The following is a 26363-nucleotide window of genomic DNA, read 5'->3' as shown; positions in this document are numbered from 1 at the left end:
CAACGGATTGCGAAAGGCGAGGCGTACGATGAGCAAAGAAGTACTGCTGGTTGTTGAGTCGGTGTCCAACGAAAAGGGCGTGCCGGCGGGTGTGATTTTCGAAGCGCTGGAGCTGGCCCTGGCCACTGCCACGAAAAAGCGTTTTGAAGATGAAGTTGAGCTGCGTGTGGTGATCAATCGCCAAACGGGCAGCTATGAAACCTTCCGCTGCTGGACAGTGGTTGAAGAAAGCGACTTCGACGATCCTGCACACCAAGTCACCATCGACATGCCGCGTGCAGTCGAAGCCAACGCTAAAGTCGGTGACGTGCTGGAGGAAATGATCGAGTCCATCGAATTCGGTCGTATCGCGGCACAAACCGCTAAACAAGTGATTGTGCAAAAGGTTCGCGAAGCTGAGCGTGCTCAGGTCGTGGATGCTTATCGCGAGCGTCTGGGTGAAATCATCTCGGGCACGGTGAAGAAAGTCACCCGTGACAGCGTCATCGTTGATCTGGGCAACAATGCCGAGGCGATGCTGGCCCGTGAGGACATCATCTCGCGCGAAACTTTCCGTGTCGGTGTGCGCCTGCGTGCGCTGCTGAAGGAAATTCGTACTGAAAATCGTGGTCCACAGCTGATCCTGTCGCGTACCGCGCCGGAAATGCTGATTGAGCTGTTCCGCATCGAAGTGCCGGAAATTGCTGAAGGCCTGATTGAAGTCATGGGTGCGTCCCGTGATCCAGGTTCGCGCGCCAAGTTGGCGGTGCGTTCCAAAGATAAACGTATCGATCCGCAAGGTGCCTGTATCGGCATGCGCGGTTCCCGTGTGCAAGCCGTTTCCGGCGAGCTCTCGGGCGAGCGTGTAGACATTGTGCTGTGGGATGAAAACCCAGCGCAGTTCGTGATCAACGCTATGTCGCCGGCTGAAGTAGCCGCCATCATCGTCGATGAAGATGCCCATGCCATGGACATCGCTGTAGGCGCTGACAACCTCGCTCAGGCCATTGGCCGCGGCGGTCAGAACGTACGTTTGGCCAGTCAGTTGACCGGCTGGACACTTAACGTCATGACCGAGGCGGATATTCAGGCTAAGCAGCAGGCAGAGACTGGTGACATTCTGCAGTGCTTTATCGACGAGCTGGAAGTCGATGAAGAACTGGCTCAGGTGTTGGTCGAAGAGGGCTTCACCAGCCTGGAAGAAATTGCCTACGTGCCGATGGAAGAGATGCTCAGCATCGATGGTTTTGACGAGGATATCGTCACTGAGCTGCGTGCTCGCGCCAAAGATCGTTTGCTGACCAAAGCCATCGCTAACGAGGAAAAGCTGGCAGATGCCCACCCAGCCGAAGACTTGCTCTCGCTTGAGGGGATGGATAAGGCGCTTGCGCATGAACTGGCAGTGCGCGGCGTTATTAACCGCGAAGACCTGGCCGAGCAGTCGATTGATGACCTGCTCGACATCGACGGTATCGACGCTGAGCGAGCCGGCAAGTTGATCATGGCCGCTCGAGCCCATTGGTTCGAGTAAGCAGTAGCGGCCTGAGGAGAGGAATGCATGACGCAAGTCACGGTTAAAGAACTGGCCCAAGTGGTCAATACACCGGTTGAACGTCTGCTCCAGCAAATGCGTGAGGCGGGTCTACCGCACACCAGTGCTGAGCAGGGCGTGACCGATAGTGAAAAACAGGCGCTACTGGCTCACCTGAAAAGCAGTCACGGGGACAACAAGGCGGAAGAGCCGCGCAAGATTACCTTGCAGCGCAAAACCACCAGCACCCTGCGTGTGGCCGGCAGCAAAACCATCAGCGTTGAAGTGCGCAAGAAGAAAACCTTCGTTAAGCGCAGCGCTGAAGAAATCGAAGCTGAGAAGCAGCGTGAGCTAGCTGAGCAGCGTGCAGTTGCTGAAGCGGCGCGGGCCAAAGCGCAAGAGCAAGCTGAGCAAGAAGCTAAGCTGCGTGCTGCGCAGGAAGCGGCCCGTGCTCCAGCAGAGCCAGTCGCGGCCCCAGTGGTTGAGGCAGAAGTTGCCCCGGCACGCGTTGAGCCGCCAGTCGTGGCTGCTGAACCGGTCGTTGAAGAGCGCAAGAAAGAAGAACCGCGCCGTACTGACAAGGCCCGTAACGATGACGCCGATCGTCGTGGTGGTGAGCGTAAAGCGACCCAACACCGCCCGAGCGTTAAAGAGAAGGCTCCAGCACCGCGCGTCGCGCCACGCACTATCGACGAAGAAAGCGATGGCTTCCGTCGTGGCGGTCGTGGCAAAGCCAAGATGAAGAAGCGCAATCAGCACGGCTTCCAGAGCCCAACTGGGCCGATCGTGCGTGATGTGGTGATTGGCGAAACCATCACCGTTTCGGAACTGGCTAACCAGATGTCCGTGAAGGGCGCTGAAGTCGTCAAGTTCATGTTCAAGCTGGGCACTCCGGTGACCATCAACCAGGTGCTGGATCAGGAAACTGCCCAGTTGATCGCGGAAGAGTTGGGCCACAAGGTCAAACTGGTCAGCGACAACGCCCTGGAAGAGCAACTGGCGGAATCCCTGAAGTTTGAAGGTGAGGCGATTTCCCGTGCACCGGTGGTGACCGTAATGGGTCACGTTGACCACGGTAAGACCTCGCTGCTCGACTATATCCGTCGTGCCAAAGTGGCGGCCGGTGAAGCCGGTGGTATCACCCAGCACATCGGTGCCTACCACGTAGAAACCGAGCGGGGCATGGTGACCTTCCTCGACACCCCGGGTCACGCCGCGTTTACCGCAATGCGTGCACGTGGTGCCAAGGCCACTGACATCGTGATTCTGGTCGTTGCCGCCGACGACGGCGTGATGCCGCAAACCATCGAAGCCGTACAGCACGCTCAAGCCGCTGGCGTACCGTTGGTGGTGGCCGTGAACAAAATCGACAAGCCAGGTGCTGATCTTGATCGCATCCGTAGTGAGCTGTCGGTGCACGGCGTAACGTCCGAAGATTGGGGTGGCGACACGCCGTTCGTACCGGTGTCGGCGAAAGTCGGTACAGGTGTCGACGAGCTGCTCGAAGCCGTACTGCTGCAAGCTGAAATCCTTGAGCTTAAAGCCACGCCTTCGGCCCCTGGTCGCGGTGTGGTGGTCGAGTCGCGCTTGGACAAAGGCCGTGGCCCAGTGGCTACCGTGCTGGTGCAAGACGGTACGCTGCGTCAAGGCGACATGGTCCTGATCGGTTCTAACTATGGCCGTATCCGCGCCATGCTGGACGAGAACGGCAAGTCGATCAAAGAAGCTGGCCCATCGATCCCGGTTGAGATTCTCGGCCTCGACGGTACGCCAGATGCTGGTGACGACATGAGCGTGCTGGCTGACGAGAAGAAAGCCCGTGAAGTGGCGCTGTTCCGTCAAGGTAAGTTCCGCGAAGTGAAACTGGCTCGTGCCCACGCTGGCAAGCTGGAAAACATCTTCGAGAGCATGGGCCAGGAAGAGAAGAAGACGCTTAACATCGTCCTCAAATCTGACGTTCGTGGCTCCCTGGAAGCGCTGCAAGGTTCCTTGAGCGGTCTGGGCAACGACGAAGTGCAAGTGCGCGTAGTCGGTGGCGGTGTCGGTGGTATCACCGAGTCCGACGCTAACTTGGCTCTGGCTTCTAACGCGGTGCTGTTCGGCTTCAACGTGCGTGCTGATGCCGGCGCGCGCAAGATCGTCGAGCAGGAAGGTCTGGATATGCGTTATTACAACGTGATCTACGACATCATCGAAGACGTCAAGAAAGCCCTGACCGGTATGCTCGGCAGCGATGTGCGCGAGAACATCCTCGGTATCGCTGAAGTACGTGACGTGTTCCGTTCGCCGAAGTTTGGTGCAATCGCCGGTTGTATGGTGGTTGAAGGGACTGTTTACCGTAACCGTCCGATCCGCGTACTGCGTGACGACGTGGTGATCTTCGAAGGCGAGCTGGAATCCCTGCGCCGCTTTAAAGACGATGCTTCCGAAGTGCGTAACGGCATGGAGTGCGGTATCGGCGTGAAGAGCTACAACGACGTCAAAGTCGGTGACAAGATCGAAGTGTTCGAGAAAGTCCAAGTGGCTCGTAGCCTCTAAGCTCGAGTTGCTCTATGCAGCGCCCGGCCCCGCTTTTGCGCGGCCGGGCGTTTGCCGCTTTTAGGTCCGCTGCTTGTGTTGGCGGCGTGACGAGTGAAGGTAAGTCAAAATGGCCAAAGAATTCAGCCGGGCGCAGCGCATCGGCGACCAGATACAGCGCGAACTGGCGCAGTTGATCCGGATGGAAGTCAAAGATCCGCGTCTCGGTGGCTTGGTCACTGTGACGGCGGTGGATGTCAGTCGCGATTCCAGCCACGCCAAGGTGTTCGTCACCTTTATGGGCGCTGAGCCCGAAGAGGGCGTGGACAGCGTGGCGCAGAGCCTCAAAGTGCTTAACGATGCCTCCGGCTTCTTGCGTATGCAGTTGGGCCGCGCGATGAAACTGCGTAGTGTGCCGAACCTGCGCTTCCACTACGACGAGAGCGTGGTGCGCGGTGCGCAGCTGTCGGCATTGATCGAGCGGGCGGTCAGCCAAGACCGTCAGCACGAAGCACCTGCCGATAAAACCGAGGGCGAGGAGTAAGCGCGTGGCCCAGGTTAAACGTATTCGTCGCAGCGTCGATGGCATCATCCTGCTGGATAAGCCCCGGGGCTTTAGCTCCAACGCGGCGTTGCAGAAAGTCCGCTGGTTGCTCAATGCGGAAAAGGCCGGCCACACCGGCAGCCTTGATCCCCTGGCCACTGGCGTACTGCCATTGTGTTTCGGTGAAGCCACCAAGTTTTCCCAGTACCTGCTCGATGCCGACAAGGGCTACGAAACCCTGATGCAGCTGGGGGTGACTACCACCACCGCGGATGCCGAAGGGGAGGTGCTGCAAGAGCGCCCGGTGCAGGTTGGCGCGGCTGATATTGAGGCGGTATTGCCGCAGTTTCGCGGTGCTATCAGCCAGGTGCCGCCGATGTACTCGGCGCTGAAACGTGACGGGCAACCGCTTTATAAGCTGGCCCGTGCCGGTGAAGTAGTGGAGCGCGAGCCGCGTTCTGTTACTATTGCGCGCCTAGAACTGTTAGACAGCTCGGCTGATCAAGCACGTTTGGCGGTAGATTGCAGTAAAGGCACCTATATCCGCACTCTGGTTGAGGATATTGGCGAGTTGTTAGGCTGCGGCGCCCATGTGGCAGAGCTGCGCCGAACTAAAGCCGGGCCTTTTGATCTAAGCCGCACGGTAACGCTTGAAGAGCTTGAGCGAGTGCACGCTGAGGGCGGTAACGAAGCCGTTGATCAGTTTTTGCAGCCGGTCGACAGCGGTCTGCTGCATTGGCCCCTGCTACAGTTCTCCGAGCACAGTGCGTTCTATTGGTTGCAAGGCCAACCAGTACGCGCCGCGGATGCGCCGAAGTTCGGCATGGTCCGGGTGCAAGATCACAATGGTCGCTTTATCGGTATCGGTGAAGTGAGCGACGATGGGCGAATTGCTCCACGTCGGTTGATTCGGTCAGCATGACCGTAACGCAGCAATGGGGTTTCGGCTCCTGCCTGCGGGTAACGAGGGTGGCTGTTAATAGGCACGGTCATTCCTCACTTTTAAACACGGGAAGTTATTCCCGGCCTATTGCGACTGCCTCGGCGGTTGCGTAACTGAGAGGATTGCCCCATGGCACTCAGCGTTGAAGAAAAAGCCCAGATCGTTAACGACTACAAGCAAGCTGAAGGCGACACTGGTAGCCCAGAAGTGCAAATCGCACTGCTGTCCGCCAACATCAACAAGCTGCAAGGTCACTTCAAGGCCAACGGTAAAGATCACCACAGCCGTCGTGGTCTGATCCGTATGGTTAACCAGCGTCGTAAGCTGCTGGATTACCTGAAGGGTAAGGACGCTAGCCGTTACAGCGCCCTGATCGGTCGCCTGGGTCTGCGTCGCTAAGCAATGCTTAAGCGTAGCTGACTGCCGAAGCTGGAAGTGGGCTTGCCCTGCTTCCAGCTTTTGCTTTTCTGCTTTTGCTGTTTTGGACGACAACGGGTCCGATTCCTGTAAGCGCCCACACATTCTGTAGTACCCCGTCGCCCGCTCTAGCGCTAGCTGACGGAGCAAGACTCGCTTTCCCCAAGGGCAACAAAGAGAAGGAAAACACCGTGAACCCGGTAATCAAGAAGTTTCAATTCGGTCAATCGACCGTCACCCTCGAGACAGGCCGTATCGCCCGTCAAGCCAGCGGCGCTGTTCTGGTAAGCGTTGACGATGACGTCACCGTACTGGTTGCTGTCACCGGCGCGAAAACCGCTGACCCAAGCAAAGGTTTCTTCCCGCTGTCGGTGCACTACCAAGAGAAGACCTACGCCGCTGGTAAAATTCCAGGTGGTTTCTTCAAGCGTGAAGCCCGTCCTTCCGAGAAAGAAACCCTGACTTCGCGTCTGATCGACCGTCCGATCCGTCCGCTGTTCCCAGAAGGCTTCCAGAACGAAGTGCAGGTCATCTGCACCGTGATCTCGACCAGCAAGAAAACCGATCCGGACATCGCGGCGATGATCGGTACTTCGGCTGCCCTGGCGATCTCCGGCATCCCGTTCAATGGCCCAATCGGTGCTGCGCGCGTAGCCTTCCACCCGGAAACTGGCTACCTGCTCAACCCAACTTACGAGCAACTGCAAGCGTCCAGCCTGGACATGGTGGTTGCCGGTACTAAAGACGCCGTACTGATGGTTGAGTCGGAAGCTAAAGAGCTGACCGAAGACCAGATGCTGGGCGCGGTACTGTTCGCTCACGACGAATTCCAAGCTGTGATCCAAGCGGTGACTGAGCTGGCTGCTGAAGCCGCTAAGCCAACTTGGGACTGGCAGCCAAAAGCCGAGAACACTGCACTGCTGAACGCTATCCGTAGCGAATTCGGCGAGGCGATCTCCCAGGCTTACACCATCACCATCAAGCAAGACCGCTACGCGCGTCTGGGCGAGCTGAAAGAGCAAGTCGTCGCCAAGCTGTCCGGTGAAGAAGGCCAACCAACGGCTTCTGAAGTCAAAGAAGCCTTCGGCGAAATCGAATACCGCACCGTGCGCGAGAACATCGTTAACGGCAAGCCGCGTATCGACGGTCGTGACACCCGCACTGTGCGTGGCCTGAACATCGAAGTCGGGGTTCTGGACAAGACCCACGGCTCGGCACTGTTCACCCGCGGCGAAACTCAGGCGCTGGTCGTTGCCACTCTGGGTACTGCCCGTGACGCGCAACTGCTGGACACCCTGGAAGGCGAGAAAAAAGATCCGTTCATGCTGCACTACAACTTCCCACCGTACTCGGTAGGTGAGTGTGGTCGTATGGGCGCCACTGGCCGTCGCGAAATCGGTCACGGCCGTCTGGCGCGTCGTTCGGTGCAGGCCATGCTGCCGGCCGCTGACGTGTTCCCGTACACCATCCGGGTGGTTTCGGAAATCACCGAGTCCAACGGTTCCTCGTCGATGGCTTCCGTCTGCGGTGCTTCCCTGGCGCTGATGGACGCTGGTGTGCCGATGAAGGCGCCAGTGGCCGGTATCGCCATGGGTCTGGTTAAAGAAGGCGAGAAATTTGCCGTTCTGACCGACATCCTGGGTGACGAAGACCACCTGGGCGACATGGACTTCAAAGTAGCCGGTACCGCTAAAGGTGTGACCGCGCTGCAGATGGACATCAAGATCCAGGGCATCACCGAAGAAATCATGGAAATCGCTCTGGGCCAAGCCCTGGAAGCGCGCCTGAACATCCTCGGCCAGATGAACCAAGTGATCGCCCAATCCCGTAGCGAACTGTCGGCTAACGCGCCGACCATGATCGCCATGAAGATTGACCAGGACAAGATCCGCGACGTTATCGGTAAAGGCGGCGCCACCATCCGTGCGATCTGCGAAGAAACCAAAGCTTCGATCGATATCGAAGACGACGGCTCGATCAAGATCTTCGGTGAAACCAAAGAAGCTGCAGAAGCGGCTCGTCAGCGCGTTCTGGGCATCACCGCTGAGGCCGAAATCGGCAAGATCTACGTCGGTAAGGTTGAGCGCATCGTCGACTTCGGTGCCTTCGTTAACATCCTGCCGGGCAAAGACGGTCTGGTGCACATCTCCATGCTCAGCGATGCGCGCGTAGAGAAGGTCACCGACATTCTCAAAGAAGGTCAGGAAGTCGAAGTACTGGTACTGGACGTGGACAACCGCGGCCGTATCAAGCTGTCGATCAAAGACGTGGCGGCGGCGAAAGCTTCCGGCGTCTAAGTCGCTAGTGCTAGCAATGGCCTATGGCCTTGCTAGCACAGACTGATACACCCTTAAAAAATGGCCCTTCGGGGCCATTTTTTTTGCCTTTTTAGCGGGTAAATGCGTGCAGATTGATCGCCACCAAGCTAAGGCTGAAGTGTCGTGCAATATGCCTTAGCGGATAGGGCTAAACATGCAGATTGCACGGTTAAAGCTGCTGAGGGATATTTTTAACTTATTGATTTATATAGGTTAAAAATGATTTTGTGAGTTGGCATAAGGCTTGCGCTAGTACTTTAGCGCTGCCGCTCATAAGAGCAGTGGCTTGTTCACTATTTGCAGGAGGCAATACCTATGAAGAAGTCCATTAAGCAGGTTTTTACCGCTACCGCTCTGGGCCTGCTGCTGGCCGGTCCTGTTCTGGCCCAGCCGACTACCGTGGCTGCTAACGAAACCCTGAACAAAGCTGAAGATGCAGTGAGTGATACCTGGATCACCAGCAAGGTTAAGTCGACGTTCTTGGCTGACAGCCAACTGAGCGGCATCGACATCAAAGTCGAAACCAACAAGGGTGTGGTCAGCCTCTCGGGTGTGGTGAAAAACTCCGATGAGCGTGATCTGGCAGTCGCTAAAGCCAAAGAGATCAAAGGCGTCCGGGCGGTATCTGCCGAGGCGCTGAAAACCGCTAACTAACGCTTAACCGGCGGCTGGGCGCTTGCGCGCTTGGCCGTCGGCTGAGGGGGTAACTGTATGAATGCCGATATTGTGAAAGGCAAGTGGAAGCAAATCAGCGGTCGGATTAAAGAGCGCTGGGGTGATTTGACCGATGACGATCTGAATGTGGCTGAGGGCCATAGCGAATACTTAGCCGGCAAGCTGCAAGAGCGCTACGGCTGGAGCAAGGAGAAGGTGCAAGAGGAGCTGCGCGACTTCACTAAGGATCTCTAGGCTGTACACCTGACAAGCCCCAGGCCATTGCCTGGGGTTTTGCTTTTAACGCTTAGCCAGAACTCTAGAATTAAGGCCCAAGCCAGCAGGGGCGAAGCGAGGAGCCCCCAGCGCCTAGTTGCCGCGCTTGCTGTCGATTTTGACCAGGCGGTTACCCTCAAAGCGCAGGTAGTGGTACATGCCATTGTTAGGCCCGTAACTCCACTCCTGCACCTCGACCTCATGGCGAAAGCCGTAGTCGTCGCTGATTTCGCGATAACCGACCAGCTCTTGGCTACGTGGCTCGCCACATTTGTTGGCGACTTGCCCTGCCGTGTCATTGAGGCTCACCAAGGCACTGCCGCAGCGCCAGGTGGAGGAGGCTTGGCTAGTGACCGGCAACGCCACCAGCAGGGCGCTGACCAGCCACAGCTGGGATTTAACGGCGGCCATTAACGGCTGCGCCGGCGTTCGATGGCGCGCAAGCGCGTGCCTTCGAAGGTGAGGATGCTGAACATGCCGTTGTCCGGGCCGTAGAGCCATTCTTCAAGCTGATATTCGCGCCGGTCGTAACTGCCCAAGGTGTAGCCGACGAGATCGCGGGACACCGGCTCGCCGCATTTTTCCTGCACTTCGAAGCGCCGGTCGCCCAGGCTGATCAACTGACTGCCACAGCGCATGCTGCTGTCGGCTTGGGCTACCGCGCTAAATGCGGCGAGCAGCCCGAGGCTTAGCAGAGGTGCAGCCTGCATGGCTTACTCGCTGTCCAGGTGCAGGGCGGTGGCTACGCTGCCATCGGCTGCGGCCTCCGCCTTGCCGGTGTCGAGTAGATACAGGCGCTGGTCGGCCAGGCCGCCACGCTCAACCAGATAGCTCTTGATCTGTCCGGCGCGGGCTTGGCCCAGCTGGCGCAGCAGGGCGTCGCTGGCTTGCCAAGACTGCAGGATCGCCTCGCGCATTTTGCCGCGCCGTTCATCGTCTTTAAGCTGCGCCCACTCGGCTGGCGGTTGTTGTTTCAGACGGCTGCGGTAGATGCCTTCGAGCAGAATGGCTTTGTCACCATCGGCCACTTCCAGCTCGCTGGCACTGGCCGGGACTTTATCGCCACGGCGCTGCAGCATCTTGTACCAAGTGGTCTGGTATTCGCGCTCCAAACGCTCGGCCGCGAGCAGCGGGCCGTCGCTGCTGACCGCGCTCATGCCTTCGATTTCCAGACGCAGGCTCGGACGCTCTTTGAGGGCGCTGGCCAGGGTGTCCAGAGTGCTTTGCGCAGGCCCGTCCAGCTCGCTGCTGCCTGGGCCGAAGCGCACGCTGCTGAGGTCCACATCCGCACCGCCGGCGACCAGGCCGCCGATAAACTTGAAGGGCGCCTGCACGGCGCGCAGCAGCAGGTTGCGCATGGTCTGCCAGACGATGGGCATGACGCTGAACTCTGGGTTGTTCAGGTCGCCTTTGACCGGCAGCTCAATTTCGATATTGCCCTTGGTGTCTTTCAATAGAGCCACGGCCAGACGGATCGGCAGGTCCATGGCGTCTTTGCTGTCGACCTTCTCGCCGAGCTGGAGGTTTTCCAGCAGCAGTTTGTTCTCGGCGTTGAGCTGACCTTTCTCGATTTGATAATGCAGGTCGAGGTTCAGGCGACCCTTGCGGATGCGCATGCCGGCGAACTTACCGGAGTAGGGGGTGAGGGTGGTCAGCTCGACATTCTTAAAGCTGGTGGCGATGTCCAGGCTGTTGAGCGGATCAAAAGGCGTCAGCTTGCCCTTGATGGTCACCGGCGCGTACTTATCCACCTTACCGTCAATCGACACCGTGGCTGCCTGCGGGCTCTGATTATCCAGTGTGCCGATCTGGCCGTTGAGTTGGCCAATGGCGGTCGCGAAGTTCGGCGTCAGGCTGAAGTCGGCAAAGTTGGCCGAGCCGTCTTTGATGCTGATGCCGCCAATGCGAATCGGCAGTGGCTTGCTCGAAGACGCCGCCTTGGCAGCGGGAGCTGGAGCTTTGCTCGGCGCCGCACTGGTTTCATCTTTGACCAGCAGGTCATTGACGTTGGTAGTCAGGTCTTCGTTGATGATGAAGCGCACATAGGGCTGTTGCAGCTTGATCTGGCTGATGGCCAGGCCTTTCTCATGCTGGTAATTCAAGCCTTCGACCAGCACTTGATGCCACTTGAGGAAGTCACGGTCTTTCAGGGTGTCGAGGGTGTGCAACTGGTTGATCTGGGCATTACCGGTGATACCGAACGCCAAGGGCTCAACGCTGGCTAGATCGACGTTCAGGTCGCTGCCCAGTTTGCCGCTACGCAGCTCCAGGTGGACGAAGGGCGAGATGTAATCTTGCGCCACGCGCAGGTCGAGATCGCGGGTTTGTACTTTGAGTTTGGCGGTGGTCGGCGTCAGTTGCACCTGACCTTCGGCGCCGAGCTGGCCGGTTTTGTTGACCTTGGTATCGAGCTTGAGTTTAAACGGCGAGGTACCGAGGCTGTCGAAGTCGCTGAGGTCGAGATTAAGCGGGGCCAGATCGATCTTCACATCGGGACCGGCCGCACGGTCGGCCAAATGGATGCTGTAGTCGCGCAGCTGGACATCCCGCAGCAGCACTTGCCACGGCTTGCTCTCGGCGGCTGGCTCTGCGGCAGGGGCAGGGGCAGGGGCAGGGGCTGCGCTGCCGTCGGCAACGGTGGCTTTATCGGTCGCCGGGGTTGCCGTTGCTGCCGGGCTTGCCGGAGCCTGCGATGCGGCTGGTGTGGCGGCCACTGCTGCGCTGGCTTCAGGCTGGCTTGGTGCAGGAGCAGGAGCAGGAGCAGGAGCAGGCTTAGCTTTAGGTGGCTGGCTGGCAAACAGCTTCTGCCAATCCAGTTGGCCATCGGCCTCACGGGCGGCCCAGGTTTCCAGTTGGCTGCTGCGCACCTTGCCAATCACCACTTGCTGTTTGGCCAGGTCCAGGCTGGTTTCGCTGACATCCAGGCTGGCGACGCGCAGCAGGGGTTTATCGGCTGGGTTCTTGATGGCGAAGTTACGCAGGTTGATCTGGGCGTTGTTGAGCAGCAGTTCGGTGCCTTTGCTCAGATCGAGCTGGTAGTCACTGGCTATGTCCACACTGCCGTCTTCCAACACCAGCGGCACGGCGTCGCGCACATAGGGCCAGAAGGCTTTAAGTTTGCCGTCGGTAACCTTCAGGCTGCCGCTGGATGTAAAGGGAATCAGGCTCAGGTTGCCTTTCCAATCGATCCGCCCACCGGCCGGGCCGTTGGCGATCAGACTCATTTCGGCGTTGTCGTCGGGCAGGGTGCTGAGATTGAACAGCTCAAAGCTTAGGTCGTCGTAGAGGAACTCGATCGGCTCGCTAGGGCGCAAATCCTGGAAGTGCACGTTGCCGGCACTGAGCGCGATGCGGTCGATGCGCAGCGGAAACGGCTCGCTGGGCGGCGCATTAGGATCTTCCGGCGCACTGGGCGGCAGGTTGAACAGCTGGGTGAGATTGAGCGTGCCGTCCTTGTTAAACAGGATTTCGCTGTGCGGCTTGTCCAGCTCGACGTCGGCCAAGTGCAGCAGGCCCTGCCACACGCTGTCGATTTGCAGGTTGGCGTACAGTCGCTCAAAAGCCACCTGCTCTTGTTCGGCCTCGCCAATGCGCAAGCCCCACAAACTTAGCTCAAGGCTAAAGGGGTTGAACTGGATGCGTTGCAGGCTGGCTGGCACCGCCGCGTAGTTGGCTAACTGTTGGTTAGCGATACGCAGGCCGATGCCCGGCACGATCAGAAAGCCCAACAAGCTGTAGAGAATGAGGGCAATGGCGGTGGCGCTCAACGCGCGCTTTAGTCCTTTAAGCATATGGGCGTCATTTGTCCGACTGTAAATGCCTTGGAGTATGGCATGCAGACACAGTTCCGCGCAGGCTAGAGCCTCAGATTCGCAGTGACCGATTACTCAGAATTGCAGAATGAGGGTCTTCAGCGGTGGTTGACCGTCATGGGAAGGGAAGTCCGCCGCCGGTGGTAACACCTGCCACTGACGCACGGGGCGACCGAGTTTGTCGGCGCAGCGCAGCACTTGCTCGCGCCAGTCGTCCATGGCCACTTTCGCCAGGTTGTTGCAGCAGATCAGCACGCCATCCTCGGCGGTGGCGAGGATGGCCGGCTTCAGCAGGCTTTGGTAGTCGCGCAGCAGGTCGACCGTGCCGAAGGCGCTCTTGGCCCAGGCCGGTGGGTCGAGTAGGACTAAGTCGAATTGGCGCTGCTGCAAACGTGGGTAATGCGGCAGCTTTTGCCCACGGCGTGCGGAGATCGACAGGCCGGCTAGCTGGCGAATCGCCGGGAAGTAGTCGGACTGCACAAACTGCATGGCTGGCAGTTGCGGATTAAGCAGGCCGTTTTCTTTGCCGACGGCTAGGTTGCCCTCGGCGAAGTCCAGGTTCACCACCTCTTGGGCGCCACCGGCAGCGGCGCACAGACCGACGCCACAGGTGTAGGCAAACAGGTTGAGTACCGTCTTGCCGGCACTATGCTGTTTAACCCAGCCGCGGGCATTACGCAGATCGAGAAACAGCAGCGGGTCTTGTCCGGCGTGGCGGCCGCGCACCCGGTAATTGAGGTCCCACTCGCGGCCGACCATATCTTCCAATGCCGCCGCCTCTGGCTGATAGACGCTGTCTGTGCGATCAACCCGCGAGTTACTGCGCGAGCGGTCGTTGTAGACCAGCAACAGGGGCAGATCGAGATGCGCGCGGCATTGCTCGGCGACCATCATCAGCTCATCGTTGCTCAGGCTCTGATGGAAGCTCTGCACCATCAGCTGTGGGCCGTAACGGTCGACGGTCAGGCCGCCGGCACCTTCTTGGCTGCCGTGGAACAGGCGGTAACAGTCGGTGCCTTGTGCATGCAACTCGCCCAGCAAGCGGTCACGGTTCAGCAGGGCGGCGCGCAGCGCCTGATTCAACGAGGGCATGCAAGGCGCCTTGGGGGAGAAGAATAAGGGCCGCGCAGTTTAGCAGAGTCGCTAGCGGCGTAAGCTTTGCCGGTAAAACCGGGGGGATTTGCAACCAGACTGAAGTCGCCAGTCATTTCTGCTAGACACGTGCGCAGCATTGCCGTGCAAGTCGTAGGGGGCAACCGCGCAGCGTTTGCACCGATGGTACTGCACGGTGTTACCGCAGCGGTTGTGGTGGGGCGGTCTTTACTTTTTCGGCTCCCGGATTACGCCGCTGCGCGGCTAATCCAGGCTATGGGGGGATTCAGGCTACGGGCAGGTATGTTCCATAAAAAATGCCGGCGACTAAGGCCGGCATTTCTCGTGGCAGCCTGGGTTTAACGCTCGATGGCCAGGGCTACGCCTTGGCCGCCGCCGATGCAGAGGGTGGCCAGGCCTTTTTTCGCATCGCGTTTGATCATCTCGTGCAGCAGGGTTACCAGCACGCGGCAGCCCGAGCCGCCGATGGGGTGGCCCAGGGCAATGGCGCCGCCGTTGACGTTGACCTTACTGGCGTCCCATTGCAGTTCTTTGCCTACGGCCAGCGCCTGGGCGGCGAAGGCTTCGTTGGCTTCGATCAGGTCCAGGTCGCTCAACGCCCAACCGGCTTTGCTCAGGCAGCGCTGGGTGGCGCTGACCGGGCCGATGCCCATGATGGCTGGATCAACGCCGGCGTTGGCGTAGCTGGCGATTTTCGCCAACACCGGCAGGCCCAGCTCAGCGGCCTTGCCCGCGCTCATCAGCAGCACGGCGGCGGCGCCGTCGTTAAGGCTGGAGGCGTTGCCGGCGGTAACGCTGCCGTCTTTCTTAAAGGCCGGTTTAAGTTTGCCCAAGGACTCGGCGGTGGTGCCGGCGCGCGGTTGTTCGTCGGTGGCGAAAGCCAGCGGGTCGCCTTTGCGCTGGGGGATCAGGATCGGCGTGATCTCGTCGGCAAAACGCCCGGCTTCGATGGCGGCCACGGCTTTTTGCTGGGAAGCAGCGGCGAAAGCATCTTGCTCCTCACGGCTGATGCTGTACTTGTCCACCAGGTTCTCGGCGGTGATGCCCATGTGGTAGTCGTTGAAGGCGTCCCACAGACCGTCGGTGATCATGGTGTCGATGACTTTGCCATGGCCCATGCGCAGGCCGGTGCGGGCGCCGGGCAGGACGTAGGGCGACAGGCTCATGTTTTCCATGCCGCCGGCAATCACGACTTCGGCATCGCCGCAGCGGATGGCTTGGGCAGCCAGGTGCAGGGCTTTCAGGCCCGAGCCGCAGACCTTATTCAGGGTCAGCGCGGGTACGGCGTGGGGCAGGCCGGCCAGGATCGCCGCCTGACGCGCCGGGTTTTGCCCCGAGCCTGCGGTCAGCACTTGGCCGAGGATCACTTCGTCCACTTGCGCGCCATCAATACCGCTCTGCTCAAGCAGGCGGCGGATGACCGCAGCGCCTAACTCAGGCGCTGGGATAGAGGCCAGCGAACCTTGAAAGCTGCCAATGGCAGTGCGGGTGGCAGCAACGATAACGACGTCTTGCATAACGCGATCCTTAAGCTAATAAGCGCCTGGCGGCGCAGGAAAAGCCAGTCAGCCAGCGGGGCTGGGCCAGGCTCGAAACTCATTTCAGCGCAGCGCCGGTAAACCCAGGCGAATACGCGCGTGGTGCGCCGCACCGTTGCGCACGGCCCAGCGCAAAGTCGGCGCCAAACCATTCACGGTACGTTGAATCAGCCGGCTGCGCAGCGCGCCAACCGGTTCACCAAACAGCTGTTGCGCCCAGCAAGGTAACAGGTCGAATCCGGCCTGCATAAAAACTTTACCGGCCTGTGCAGCCATTGCACTGGGCGCGGGGGCGCGGCGCAGAATCTGCAGGATTTCTTGGGAGCGCTCATCGCACACAAGCTCTGGGCGCACACGCTCGATATAGGCGGCGATCTGGGCGCGGCTTTTCGGCACATCTTCGGCGCCTAAGCGCTCAGCAATCAAGGCCACTTCGGCGTAGTAACGATCCTGCTCGGCGCCGGCAAGTTTAGGGTTGCGGTAACGCAAATGGGCTTGGAGAAAACTGAAAACTTCCGCCACATGCACCCAGGTCAGCAACTCGGGATCACTGGCGGCATACGCTCGGCCATCGGGGGCGGTGCCGGTGACGCGCAAGTGAATGGTTTTGACTTTGTCGATCAGCCAGTCGGCATCGGCCCGGGCGGCGAAAGTGGTGCCGGAAATAAACTGGCCGGTGCGGCGCAGGCGCCCAAGCAAATCTTCACGGAAATTGGAATGGTCCCACACCCCGGCTAAGGCCAATGGATGCAGGGCTTGCAGCAGCAAGGCGCTGACCCCGCCGATGAGCATGCTGGTGAAGTCGCCATGCACCTGCCAGCACATGGACTGGGGGCCAAACAGGCCGGGATCACCCTTGGGGTTTTTAAAATCGATTTGTCCCAAGGCAATGCCACTTAGGCTCAGCACTTGGTTTTCAATGCGGCGGCGCAGCAGTTCCATACTCAACCAGTTCAGGAGGCTGACGCCGGGCCGGGAGCGCACTCCCGGCCACCACGTGCAGCGGTTTTAGCGATTTAGGCGCTGCTCGACCAGGCTGTCGACCACGCTGGGGTCGGCCAGGGTCGAGGTGTCGCCCATGTTTTCCAGTTCGTTGCAGGCGATCTTGCGCAGGATACGCCGCATGATCTTGCCAGAACGGGTTTTGGGTAGACCGGGGGCCGATTGGATCAGTTCGGGCTTGGCGAAGTTACCAATCTCCTTGCCGACCAGAGCCAGCAGGTCTTTCTTCAACTCATAGGTTAGCTCCACGCCGTTCATCGGCGTGATAAAGGCGTAGATGCCCTGGCCCTTGATGTCGTGGGGGTAGCCGACCACCGCGGCCTCGGCGACGGCATCGTGCAGCACCAGCGCGCTCTCCACTTCGGCGGTACCGATACGGTGGCCGGAGACGTTGATCACGTCATCCACCCGTCCGGTGATCCAGTAGTAACCGTCTTCATCGCGGCGTGCGCCGTCGCCACTGAAGTAGTAACCGGGGTAGGGCTTGAGGTAGGTGTCGATCATCCGTTGGTGATCGCCGTAAACGCTGCGGATCTGGCTCGGCCAGGTGCTCTTGATCGCCAGCACGCCGCTGCCGGCGCCTTCGATGACCTTGGCTTGTTCATCCAGCAGCACCGGCTCCACGCCAAAGAACGGCCGGGTCGCTGAACCGGGTTTGAGGTCAGTGGCGCCGGGCAGCGGGGTGATGAGGATGGCGCCGGTTTCGGTCTGCCACCAGGTATCGACGATCGGGCAACGGCACTCGCCGACTACCTGGTAATACCATTCCCAGGCTTCCGGGTTGATCGGCTCTCCGACGCTGCCGAGCAAACGCAGGCTGCTGCGCGATGTGCGCTTAACCGGCGCGTCACCCTCACGCATCAAGGCGCGCAGGGCGGTGGGCGCGGTGTAGAAGATATTGACCTGATGCTTGTCGATCACCTGCCAGAAGCGCGAGGTGTCCGGGTAGTTCGGCACGCCCTCGAAGATCAAGCTGGTGGCGCCGTTGACCAGCGGGCCGTAGACGATATAGCTGTGGCCGGTGACCCAGCCCACGTCGGCGGTGCACCAGTAAATATCGCCGTCGTGGTAGTCGAACACGTACTTGTGGGTCATGGCCGCCATCAGCAGGTAGCCGCCGGTGCTGTGCAGCACGCCCTTGGGTTTACCGGTGGAACCCGAGGTGTAGAGGATAAACAGCGGGTCTTCGGCGTCCATCGGCTCGGCCGGACAGTGACTGCTGACCTCGGCAGTTGCTTGGTGATACCAGAGGTCACGGCCTGCGACCCAGTCGATCTGGCCTTGGGTACGCTGCACCACGATCACGCTGCGGACATCCGGGCAGCTGTTTAAGGCTTTATCGACATTGGCTTTCAGGGCAATGTGCTTGCCGCCGCGTACGCCTTCATCGGCGGTGATGACTGCCCGGCAATCGGCATCGAGAATACGGTCACGCAGGGCATCCGGGGAGAAGCCGCCGAACACTACCGAATGCACGGCGCCGATGCGGGCGCAGGCGAGCATGGCGTAGGTGGCTTCAGGAATCATCGGCATGTAGATGCAGACCCGGTCGCCCTTGCTCACGCCCCGGGCTTTGAGCACGTTGGCCAGCCGGCAGACCTGCTCGTGCAACTGGCGGTAAGTGATCTTGGCCGAGTCGTTGGGGTTATCGCCTTCCCAGATAAACGCCACTTGCTCGCCCCGACTGGCCAGGTGGCGGTCGATGCAGTTGTGGCTGACGTTAAGCTGGCCGCCGGCAAACCAAGCGCCTGCGCCTTGCAGCAGATTGCCGCTGCGCACGCTGTGCCAAGGTGCTGACCAGTCGAGAAATTGTTTGGCTTGCTCGGCCCAGAAGCTGTCCGGGTCGCTGATGGAGTGCTGGTACAGGCGCAGGTAATCATCGTTATTCAGATGGGCACGCTGGCGCACGGCGTCAGTCACGGGGTGGCGGGAGATCTCAAACATGGCGGCTCCTTTATTGTTGTGTTCCGCAATGCTCACAAGGTTGAACCAAGCAAGCGCTTGGTTCAAGTGTTGTCTCAGGCTATTCCTTGTATTTAGCCTCTGTTAGCCACGATGACGATCACGGAAGTGATCAATCAAGCCTTGGGTCGAGGCATCACTGGCTGGCTCTTTCAGCTCGCCGGTGAGGCGCTGATAGACACCTTTACCCAGTTCTTTGCCCAGCTCCACACCCCATTGATCGAAGGCGTTGGTGCCCCAGATGGCGCTTTGCACGAAGACCTTATGTTCATACAGGGCAATCAGGGCGCCGAGGGTGAGTGGGTCGACACGGTTGAGCACCAGCATATTGCTGGGGCGGTTGCCTGGAATCACCTTATGCGGGGCCAAGCGCTGCACGTCGGCTTCGCTTAAGCCCTGCTGGCGCAGTTCGTCTTCGGCTTCGGCGCGGTTTTTGCCGTGCATCAGCGCCTGGCTTTGCGACAGGCAGTTGGCGAACAACCACTGGTGGTGGTCGGCCAGCGGGCTAAAACTGTTAGCCGGGACGATAAAGTCGGCCGGGATCAGCTCGGTGCCTTGGTGCAGCAACTGGTGGTAGGCGTGCTGACCGTTACAGCCAACGCCACCCCAGATCACCGGACCGGTGCTGAAGTCGACACTGCTGCCGTCCTGGCGCACGGATTTGCCGTTGGACTCCATATCCAACTGCTGCAAGTGCTTGGTGAAGTTACGCAGGTAGTGGTCGTAAGGCAGGATCGCCTGGCTCTTGGCGCCCCAGAAGTTGCCGTACCAAATGCCTAGCAGCGCCAGGATGACGGGCATGTTTTGCCCCAGCGGCGCTTGGGTGAAGTGCTGGTCCATGGCGTAGGCGCCGGCCAGCAGCTCTTTGAAGTTGGTGATGCCGATGGCCAGGGCAATCGGCAAACCGATGGCCGACCACAGCGAGTAACGCCCGCCGACCCAATCCCACATGGGGAAGATGTTCTCGGCCTTGATGCCGAACTCAATGGCCGCCGGAGCGTTGCTGGTCACCGCAATAAAGTGTTTGTGCAATTCATCGCGCGGGCCGCCCAAGGCCAGGTACCAATCGCGGGCGGCGAGGGCGTTCTTCAACGTCTCCAAGGTGCCAAAGGATTTCGACGAGACGATAAACAAGGTGGTCTGCGGGTTGAGGCGGGCGGTCAGTTCCCGGAACTCACTGCCGTCGATATTGGCCAGGTAATGGCACCACACACCGCGCTGGGTGAAGGGGCGCAGCGCCTCGGAGACCAGCTCCGGGCCTAGGAACGAGCCACCGATGCCGATGTTGACCACGTCGGTGATCGGCTTGTCGGTGTAGCCGCGCCACAGGCCGCTGTGGATGCGCCCGACCAGCTCGGTCATTTGGTTGAGGACACGGTGGACTTGTGGAATCAGATCCACGCCATCGAGCTTTAAGGTCCGCCCGATGGGGCTGCGCAGGGCCGTGTGGAGTGCGGCGCGACCTTCGGAGGCGTTGACCTGCTCGCCTTTGAACAGGCTTTGGATCGACGCCGGTAGCTGGCTTTGCTCAGCTAGGTCGATCAGCAGTTGCAGGGTTTGCTCGCTGATCAGGTTTTTCGAATAGTCCAACAGCAGGCCGCATTGGTTGAGCGAGAACTGCTCGAAGCGCTGCGCGTTATTGGCAAAGGCATCGCGCATGCTGAAGCCAGCCATTTGCTGGCGATGCTCGCGCAAAGCTTGCCAAGCTGGCAGGCCAGTCACGTGATGCGGCTGTTGGTAATAGGCCATGATGGGGTGGTCCTTGTCCTTATTCGACGGTTAAACAATTGTACGGTTTGGCATAAAAAAGCCCGGGTTGACCCGGGCCTTGAGTTTAACTGGCAGGTGTAGGGGGCTGGCAACCTGCCTAACGCCTGACTTAGACCGACTTGGACAAATCCACGCTCAAGTTATCGATCAGGCGGGTTTTGCCCAGGTAGGCCGCGAGCACAATCACCACTTGCTGATCATCGGCAGTGGCCGGTTGCAGGCTATTGGCTTCACGAATTTCCAGGTAGTCAGGGCTAAAGCCCGCCGCAGTCTGTTGCGCCTGCGCGTGTTGGATCAGCTTTGCGTAGTCACGATCTCCCGCGCTGAGCGCCGCAGCGATCTCTTGTAGGGTGCGATACAGCAGCGGCGCGACGGCGCGCTGCTCAGCCGTCAGATAGCCATTGCGCGACGACAGCGCCAGGCCGTCTTCGGCGCGTACCGTGGGCTCGCCAATGATCTGAATCGGCATATTGAGGTCGCGCACCAAGGTGCGGATCACGGCCAATTGCTGGAAGTCTTTCTCGCCAAAGAAGGCCAGATCCGGCTGGACCATGTTGAACAGCTTGCTCACCACCGTCGCGACGCCCTCAAAGTGCCCGGGACGGCTGGCGCCGCACAGCCCTTCTGAGACGCCGGGCACGCTGACGCGGGTCTGGCCGTCCATGCCGTGGGGATACATCTCCTCCACGTCTGGGGTGAACAGCAGGTGGCAGCCGGCATTGACCAGTTTCTCCTGGTCAGCCAAGAGCGTGCGCGGGTACTTGTCGAGGTCTTCGCTGGCGCCGAATTGCAACGGATTGACAAAAATGCTGGCGACGACAAAGTCAGCGCGCTGCACCGCCCGCTGGACGAGGGCGGCGTGGCCGGCGTGGAGGTTACCCATGGTCGGTACTAAGGCGATTTGTTTGCCTTCGGCGCGGGCCTGGGCAACGGCGGCGCGTAGCTCGCGCACGCTTTTTACAGTGTTCATGCACTAAATCCGTGTTCAGCCGCGGGGAAGCTTTGCTCTTTAACGGCCTTCACGTAGGCGCTCATGGCCCCGACGATGCTGCCTTGGCCATGCATAAAGTCTTTGACGAACTTCGGCGTGCGACCGCTCAGGGACAGCCCCAGCATGTCGTGCAGGACCAGCACTTGGCCGTCGGTGGCGCTGCCGGCACCAATGCCAATCACCGGGATTTTTACCGCTTGGGTGATCTCTGCGGCCAGTTCACTGGGGACGCATTCGAGCAGCAACATGGCGGCGCCGGCTTGCTCCAGGGCCATGGCGTCGGCACGCATCTGGCGGGCTTGGGCGTCCTGGCGGCCTTGGACCTTATAGCCACCGAGGATATTGACCGCTTGTGGGGTCAGACCCAAGTGGGCACACACGGGTACACCGCGTTCGGCCAGTTGCCGAATCGGTTCGGCCAGCCAAGCAGCGCCTTCCATCTTCACCATATGGGCGCCGGCCTGCATCAAGGCCGCGCTGTTGCTCAGGGTCTGCTCCAGGGTGGCGTAAGCCATAAAGGGCAGGTCGGTGATGATAAAGGCGCCTTGGTTGCCACGTTTAACACTGGCGGTGTGGTAAGCCATGTCTGCCACGCTGACAGGCAGCGTGCTGTCGTGGCCTTGCAGAACCATACCCAGGGAGTCACCGACCAGTAGCACATCAACCCCTGCTTGGCAGGCAGCGTGGGCGAAGGTGGCGTCGTAACAAGTGAGCATGGCGATTTTTTCGCCGCTCTGCTTGAGGCTTTGCAGGGTGGTCAGGGTTATATCAGGCATCAAAACTGTCCTCACTCAGGCGTTCAGGCGGCAGTTGTACTGCTTCAAAGTGGCCTGCCTTGGCCTAGGATTGCACCGGTGCGGGGCAACGGGACGCCTATAGTCGTGATGGGGGGGCTTGAAGTCAATTGCGGGTGTTACTGCTTTGTTACTGGCGTTACCGCCAAGACGGCGGGCGCACGGCTCTATTTTGCGGCTTAGGCCTGTGTTGCCAAGCGCTCAAGGCCGACATAAGGGCACTGCGCTAGCAACTGGCTGAGCGGGCGACCATCGGGTAACACCAGCTCGGCGGCGATCTCGGCTAAGGGATACAGGACAAACGCACGGGCGTGCATGTGATAGTGCGGCACCTGCAGGCGCGGCTCATCTATTTGCCGATCAGCGAACAGCAGAATATCCAGATCCAGCGTGCGTGGGCCCCAGCGTTCATCTTTGCGCACGCGGCCTTGTTCCAGCTCGATGCGCTGTAAGGCATCGAGTAACGCCAGGGGCGTGAGCTCTGTGTCCAGCGCGGCCACGGCATTGACGTAGCGCGGCTGATCCGGCGGACCCAGCGGGTCGCTGGCATATAAAGAGGACTGGGCGACTAGCTGGGTGTGCGGCAGCCCCGCCATGGCGGCGAGGGCGCTACGCAGTTGCTGCGCCGGGCTGGCCAGATTGCTCCCCAGGCCGATATACACGCGTTCCATTATTCGCCTGCGCTGTTACTGCCAGTGGCGCTTTTACGCTTGGGGCTGCGTTTGCGCTTGCGCGGGGCGCCGGCGCTGTCGTCTTTGCTGCTCAGATCGCGGATCATGCTGCGTCGTTCGCTGTCGCTGACATCTTGGTAACGCGTCCACCACTCACCCAGACCATGGGTTTGCTCGCCCGCGCTTTCGCGCAGAAGGAGGAAGTCGTAACCGGCGCGAAAGCGTGGGTTCTCCAGCAGCAGATCGGCGCGTTTGCCGCTGCGCCGCGGCAGGCGCTCCTGCATATCCCAGATTTCCCGGATCGGCATCGTGAAGCGCTTCGGCACGGCAATGCGTTGGCATTGTTCGTGGATCAAATCGTGGGCGGCTTCCTGCATGGCCGGAATCGGTGGCATGCCACGCTCCTGCAGCTTCAGCACGCGTGCCGGTAGCGCAGGCCAGAGCAGGGCGGCGAGGAGGAAGGCGGGAGTGACAGGCTTGCCTTGGGCAATGCGCTCGTCGGTGTTGTGCAGCGCATTACGGATCAGTTGATCGGTGTACTCAGGGTTGTACTTCAGCGCTTCGGCGCTGGCCGGGAACAGTTGGCCAAACAGGCCGTAGTCCACCAGCAGGTCGTAGGTGTACACCGCGTAACCGGCGAGGAACAGCTTGAGCACTTCATCAAACAGGCGTGCGGCGGGGATTTCACGCAGCAGTGGGGCCAGTTTGTAGATCGGCGCGGCCGAGTGTTTCTCGATGTCGAAGTCCAGTTTGGCGGCAAAACGCACGGCACGCAGCATGCGCACAGGGTCTTCTTGATAGCGCTGGGTCGGATCGCCGATCAGGCGGATCAGATGATTGCGGATATCGTGCACGCCGTTGGCGTAGTCGAGGATACGTTCGCTGCTCGGATCGTAATACAGCGCATTAATGGTGAAGTCGCGGCGCTGGGCGTCGTCTTCTAAGGTGCCATAAACGTTATCGCGCAGAATGCGGCCGCTCTCGTTACGCGAGGCGAGGTTGCTGTTTTCTTCTTCATCACCTTGCGGGTGGTTGGCGCGGAAAGTAGCGGTTTCAATAATTTCGCGGCCAAAGTGCACATGCACCAGCTTAAAGCGCCGGCCAATTACCCGCGCATTACGAAACTCGGCACGTACTTGTTCCGGCGTGGCGCTGGTGGCCACGTCAAAGTCCTTAGGTTCGATATCGAGCAGTAAGTCGCGTACACAACCACCGACCAAATAGGCTTGATAGCCCGCTTGTTGCAGGCGTTCCACCACGCTGATGGCGTAACGGCTGATCTCGCCGCGCTCGATCGGATGTTGACTACGGCCCAGCACTTCAGGGCTGCTGTGGGCATGGTTGCCACGGCGAATGGGCTTACGAAAGGACTTGAACAGCTTTTTCAGCATGGGAGGCACTGTTTAACGAAATGACTGACCAGAGTATATGCCGGCCGCAGGATTGGCGCGGATTCTAACATTGAGTGGGGAAAAGTTGCAGAAAAGGCTGGGAAATGAGTACAGGAGGGGAGTTTGAAGGCACTGGGGGAGCCGAAGCTCCCCCTTAAATTGATGCGTGCTCTTTTTTTATTATTATTGCGGGCTTATTGTTTTTGTTCAGTTGCCCGTTCCATATAGTCAAAGACTTAGGATTGACCGCCGAGGTAGGGGTCGAAGAGCAAACGGATTGCTTTGGATGCTGACTTTGCCATGATCAATATGCGATCAAACCAGTTCGGGCGCTGTCTTAGGACAGTTTTATTGTTCTCGGCCTGGTCTTGGGTCTAACCCCTAAGGCAATTCCTTTCCAAAAGAATCAGTTAGCTGCGCCTCCACAGTTTTGTTTTTATTGTGCTGGAGTCGATATGTCTTATTTTTGTTATTAGGCTCATGCTTATTATTGTTGTTGTGCAAGCTATAAAGCATTTGCCGTGCCAGTTTTTCAAAACCCTTTAAAATCAACGGCTTGAGTTTTTTGTCTGTTGGCGACGGGCATAAAAAAGCCGGGTTCTCGTTACCTTTAAACCCGGCTTTTGTTACTAGCTGCTATGTGGGGTAACAGGTGCTGGAACCAACTGCCAGCTTGTCTGTCACCTTTGCGGTAACGCTCTAGTCCGCGGTTATCCCGCTGGTCTTGCGTCGTGGAATGCCCAGGCGCTGACGACGTTCCCACAGGCATTTACGGCTGATGCCCAGTTTGCGTGCCAGTTCGGTCTCGGTCATATGGTCTTGGTGCTCCAAGACGAAGTGCTGGAAGTAGTCTTCTAAGGACAAATCTTCGGTTGGCTCGCTGGCCTCGTGGCTAATCCCGCTGCTTTGTGGCGGCAGACCGGCAAAGGCGTCATCCAGATCATCGACTTCTATATCAATGCCCAGTAGCTCCGCAGAAATGCTGTTGCCCTCGCAGAGGATCACGGCGCGCTCGATGGCGTTTTCCAGTTCGCGTACGTTACCTGGCCAGGGGTACTGGCGAATCGCTTGCTCGGCGCTCGGGGCAAAACCCAGCTCCGGGCGCCCTTGCCGGGTGCGCTGGCGCACTAAGAAGGAGCGAGCGATTTCCACCACGTCTTCACCGCGCTCGCGCAGGGCGGGCAGCTTGAGGGCGATGACGTGCAGGCGGTAATACAGGTCTTCACGGAACTGGCCAATTTTCGCCAGGGTTTTCAAATCGCGGTGAGTCGCGGCGATCAGACGCACATCGACCTTTTGCGATTGCACCGAACCCACGCGGCGGATCTCACCTTCTTGCAGCACGCGCAGCAGGCGCGCCTGGGCTTCCAATGGCAGCTCGCCGATTTCATCGAGGAACAAGGTGCCACCGTCGGCCGCTTCGACTAAGCCGGCGCGGCCCGCGTTAGCCCCGGTAAAGGCGCCTTTTTCGTGGCCGAACAGTTCAGATTCAATCAGGGTTTCCGGAATGGCTGCACAGTTGACCGAAATCAACGGCGCCTTGGCCCGTCGCGAGAGGTTGTGCAGGGCGCGGGCGACCAGCTCTTTACCGGTGCCGGACTCGCCTTGCACCAGCACGTTGGAGTCCGTCGGCGCGACCTTGCGGATCTTGCTATAGAGATCCTGCATGGATGGGCAGGAGCCGATAATGCCAATCTCGCCGTTACTGTTAGCGCTGCCTTTGTCTTCACTGACTTTGCTGACGCTGGCCGGGCTGCTTGCGGCCTGCTGATGGTCACGCAGAATGCGCGCCACGGCCTGGAGCATTTCGTCATGGTCAAACGGCTTGGCGATGTAATCGACGGCACCCATCTTCATCGAGTCAACCGCTGAGCGCAGGCTGGCATAGCTGGTCATGATCAACACCGGCGTGCCTTGACTGTGCTTGATCAACTCGGTGCCAGCTGCGCCAGGCAGGCGCAGGTCGCTGACAATCAGATCAAAGCTGGGAATATTGAAGCGCTCTTGAGCTTCCTGGACCGAACCGGCTTCGCTAACTTCATATTGATTGCGTTCCAGCAAGCGACGCAGGGCAGAGCGGATAATAGTTTCGTCTTCGACGATCAGAATATGAGGCATCAATTCGGTCTCTCACAGTTTC

General features: G+C 59.4%; 21 protein-coding genes. 8 read left to right on the top strand and 13 right to left on the bottom strand.

Annotated elements, in window-relative coordinates:
• Positions 1-28 precede the first annotated feature (28 nt).
• The 8 genes from nusA to NTD81_RS16870 all read left to right on the top strand — a co-directional run bounded on the left by nusA (position 29) and on the right by NTD81_RS16870 (position 9158).
• Entirely contained in the window at positions 29-1510 is a 1482-nt protein-coding gene (nusA, locus tag NTD81_RS16905; RefSeq protein WP_262183833.1) for a transcription termination factor NusA, read from the top strand.
• 27 nt (positions 1511-1537) lie between these two features.
• Positions 1538-4048, top strand: a complete 2511-nt coding sequence (gene infB / locus NTD81_RS16900; protein ID WP_262183832.1) for a translation initiation factor IF-2 — start codon at positions 1538-1540, stop codon at positions 4046-4048.
• A 109-nt stretch (positions 4049-4157) separates the two neighbouring features.
• Positions 4158-4571, top strand: coding sequence for a 30S ribosome-binding factor RbfA (gene rbfA, locus NTD81_RS16895; protein ID WP_262183831.1), 414 nt, complete (start codon positions 4158-4160; stop codon positions 4569-4571).
• A 4-nt stretch (positions 4572-4575) separates the two neighbouring features.
• A complete protein-coding gene (truB, locus tag NTD81_RS16890) occupies positions 4576-5493 on the top strand; it encodes a tRNA pseudouridine(55) synthase TruB (protein WP_262183830.1) in 918 nt (305 codons plus the stop codon).
• Positions 5494-5643: 150 nt separating this feature from the next.
• Entirely contained in the window at positions 5644-5913 is a 270-nt protein-coding gene (gene rpsO / locus NTD81_RS16885) for a 30S ribosomal protein S15 (protein ID WP_262183829.1), read from the top strand.
• Between the two features lie 209 nt (positions 5914-6122).
• A complete protein-coding gene (gene pnp, locus NTD81_RS16880) occupies positions 6123-8228 on the top strand; it encodes a polyribonucleotide nucleotidyltransferase (protein ID WP_262183828.1) in 2106 nt (701 codons plus the stop codon).
• 336 nt (positions 8229-8564) lie between these two features.
• Complete coding sequence (locus NTD81_RS16875) at positions 8565-8903, top strand: BON domain-containing protein (RefSeq protein WP_262183827.1); 339 nt, start codon at positions 8565-8567, stop codon at positions 8901-8903.
• Between the two features lie 57 nt (positions 8904-8960).
• A complete protein-coding gene (locus NTD81_RS16870; protein WP_262183826.1) occupies positions 8961-9158 on the top strand; it encodes a CsbD family protein in 198 nt (65 codons plus the stop codon).
• A gap of 114 nt (positions 9159-9272) precedes the next feature.
• On the opposite strand, the gene NTD81_RS16865 is transcribed toward NTD81_RS16870, so the two are convergent.
• The 13 genes from NTD81_RS16865 to NTD81_RS16805 form a co-directional block, all read right to left on the bottom strand.
• Positions 9273-9590, bottom strand: a complete 318-nt coding sequence (locus tag NTD81_RS16865) for a DUF2845 domain-containing protein (protein WP_262183825.1) — start codon at positions 9588-9590, stop codon at positions 9273-9275.
• Positions 9590-9889, bottom strand: a complete 300-nt coding sequence (locus NTD81_RS16860) for a DUF2845 domain-containing protein (RefSeq protein WP_262183824.1) — start codon at positions 9887-9889, stop codon at positions 9590-9592. The genes NTD81_RS16865 and NTD81_RS16860 overlap by 1 nt, the downstream gene beginning before the upstream one ends.
• A 3-nt stretch (positions 9890-9892) precedes the next feature.
• Complete coding sequence (locus NTD81_RS16855) at positions 9893-12970, bottom strand: DUF748 domain-containing protein (protein ID WP_262183823.1); 3078 nt, start codon at positions 12968-12970, stop codon at positions 9893-9895.
• 96 nt (positions 12971-13066) lie between these two features.
• Entirely contained in the window at positions 13067-14083 is a 1017-nt protein-coding gene (locus NTD81_RS16850) for a class I SAM-dependent rRNA methyltransferase (RefSeq protein ID WP_262183822.1), read from the bottom strand.
• Positions 14084-14442: 359 nt separating this feature from the next.
• Entirely contained in the window at positions 14443-15621 is a 1179-nt protein-coding gene (locus NTD81_RS16845; protein WP_262183821.1) for an acetyl-CoA C-acetyltransferase, read from the bottom strand.
• Positions 15622-15705: 84 nt separating this feature from the next.
• Positions 15706-16584, bottom strand: coding sequence for an oxygenase MpaB family protein (locus tag NTD81_RS16840; protein ID WP_262183820.1), 879 nt, complete (start codon positions 16582-16584; stop codon positions 15706-15708).
• 66 nt (positions 16585-16650) lie between these two features.
• Positions 16651-18588: an acetate--CoA ligase gene (acs, locus tag NTD81_RS16835; RefSeq protein ID WP_262183819.1), complete on the bottom strand. Its 1938-nt coding sequence runs from the start codon at positions 18586-18588 to the stop codon at positions 16651-16653.
• Between the two features lie 102 nt (positions 18589-18690).
• Entirely contained in the window at positions 18691-20355 is a 1665-nt protein-coding gene (pgi, locus tag NTD81_RS16830) for a glucose-6-phosphate isomerase (RefSeq protein WP_262183817.1), read from the bottom strand.
• A gap of 130 nt (positions 20356-20485) precedes the next feature.
• Positions 20486-21346 (bottom strand): pantoate--beta-alanine ligase, encoded by an 861-nt coding sequence (gene panC, locus NTD81_RS16825; RefSeq protein ID WP_262183816.1) that lies wholly within the window; start codon positions 21344-21346, stop codon positions 20486-20488.
• Positions 21343-22143: a 3-methyl-2-oxobutanoate hydroxymethyltransferase gene (gene panB, locus NTD81_RS16820; protein ID WP_262183815.1), complete on the bottom strand. Its 801-nt coding sequence runs from the start codon at positions 22141-22143 to the stop codon at positions 21343-21345. Before panB ends, panC begins: the two co-directional genes overlap by 4 nt.
• A gap of 197 nt (positions 22144-22340) precedes the next feature.
• On the bottom strand, positions 22341-22832 hold the full coding sequence (folK, locus tag NTD81_RS16815) for a 2-amino-4-hydroxy-6-hydroxymethyldihydropteridine diphosphokinase (RefSeq protein ID WP_262183814.1): 492 nt from the start codon (positions 22830-22832) through the stop codon (positions 22341-22343).
• A complete protein-coding gene (locus NTD81_RS16810; RefSeq protein ID WP_262183813.1) occupies positions 22832-24223 on the bottom strand; it encodes a polynucleotide adenylyltransferase PcnB in 1392 nt (463 codons plus the stop codon). Before NTD81_RS16810 ends, folK begins: the two co-directional genes overlap by 1 nt.
• A gap of 699 nt (positions 24224-24922) precedes the next feature.
• Positions 24923-26341 carry a sigma-54-dependent transcriptional regulator gene (locus NTD81_RS16805; protein WP_262183812.1) on the bottom strand — a complete coding sequence of 473 codons (1419 nt, stop codon included), beginning with the start codon at positions 26339-26341 and terminating at the stop codon, positions 24923-24925.
• Positions 26342-26363 lie beyond the last annotated feature (22 nt).

Source organism: Pseudomonas sp. 5P_3.1_Bac2, assembly GCF_025465995.1.
Classification (GTDB): Bacteria; Pseudomonadota; Gammaproteobacteria; order Pseudomonadales; family Pseudomonadaceae; genus Aquipseudomonas.
This window is presented reverse-complemented; position numbering and strand designations above follow the sequence as displayed.

Coding starts and splice junctions, on each gene's coding strand:
- NTD81_RS16840 (WP_262183820.1), bottom strand. CDS start 16,584: ATGGAACTGCTGCGCCGCCGCATTGAAAACCAAGTGCTGAGCCTAAGT.
- NTD81_RS16855 (WP_262183823.1), bottom strand. CDS start 12,970: ATGCTTAAAGGACTAAAGCGCGCGTTGAGCGCCACCGCCATTGCCCTC.
- NTD81_RS16865 (WP_262183825.1), bottom strand. CDS start 9,590: ATGGCCGCCGTTAAATCCCAGCTGTGGCTGGTCAGCGCCCTGCTGGTG.
- NTD81_RS16845 (WP_262183821.1), bottom strand. CDS start 15,621: ATGCAAGACGTCGTTATCGTTGCTGCCACCCGCACTGCCATTGGCAGC.
- NTD81_RS16850 (WP_262183822.1), bottom strand. CDS start 14,083: ATGCCCTCGTTGAATCAGGCGCTGCGCGCCGCCCTGCTGAACCGTGAC.
- acs (WP_262183819.1), bottom strand. CDS start 18,588: ATGTTTGAGATCTCCCGCCACCCCGTGACTGACGCCGTGCGCCAGCGT.
- nusA (WP_262183833.1), top strand. CDS start 29: ATGAGCAAAGAAGTACTGCTGGTTGTTGAGTCGGTGTCCAACGAAAAG.
- NTD81_RS16860 (WP_262183824.1), bottom strand. CDS start 9,889: ATGCAGGCTGCACCTCTGCTAAGCCTCGGGCTGCTCGCCGCATTTAGC.
- NTD81_RS16870 (WP_262183826.1), top strand. CDS start 8,961: ATGAATGCCGATATTGTGAAAGGCAAGTGGAAGCAAATCAGCGGTCGG.
- panB (WP_262183815.1), bottom strand. CDS start 22,143: ATGCCTGATATAACCCTGACCACCCTGCAAAGCCTCAAGCAGAGCGGC.
- rpsO (WP_262183829.1), top strand. CDS start 5,644: ATGGCACTCAGCGTTGAAGAAAAAGCCCAGATCGTTAACGACTACAAG.
- NTD81_RS16810 (WP_262183813.1), bottom strand. CDS start 24,223: ATGCTGAAAAAGCTGTTCAAGTCCTTTCGTAAGCCCATTCGCCGTGGC.
- NTD81_RS16875 (WP_262183827.1), top strand. CDS start 8,565: ATGAAGAAGTCCATTAAGCAGGTTTTTACCGCTACCGCTCTGGGCCTG.
- folK (WP_262183814.1), bottom strand. CDS start 22,832: ATGGAACGCGTGTATATCGGCCTGGGGAGCAATCTGGCCAGCCCGGCG.
- pgi (WP_262183817.1), bottom strand. CDS start 20,355: ATGGCCTATTACCAACAGCCGCATCACGTGACTGGCCTGCCAGCTTGG.
- infB (WP_262183832.1), top strand. CDS start 1,538: ATGACGCAAGTCACGGTTAAAGAACTGGCCCAAGTGGTCAATACACCG.
- NTD81_RS16805 (WP_262183812.1), bottom strand. CDS start 26,341: ATGCCTCATATTCTGATCGTCGAAGACGAAACTATTATCCGCTCTGCC.
- panC (WP_262183816.1), bottom strand. CDS start 21,346: ATGAACACTGTAAAAAGCGTGCGCGAGCTACGCGCCGCCGTTGCCCAG.
- rbfA (WP_262183831.1), top strand. CDS start 4,158: ATGGCCAAAGAATTCAGCCGGGCGCAGCGCATCGGCGACCAGATACAG.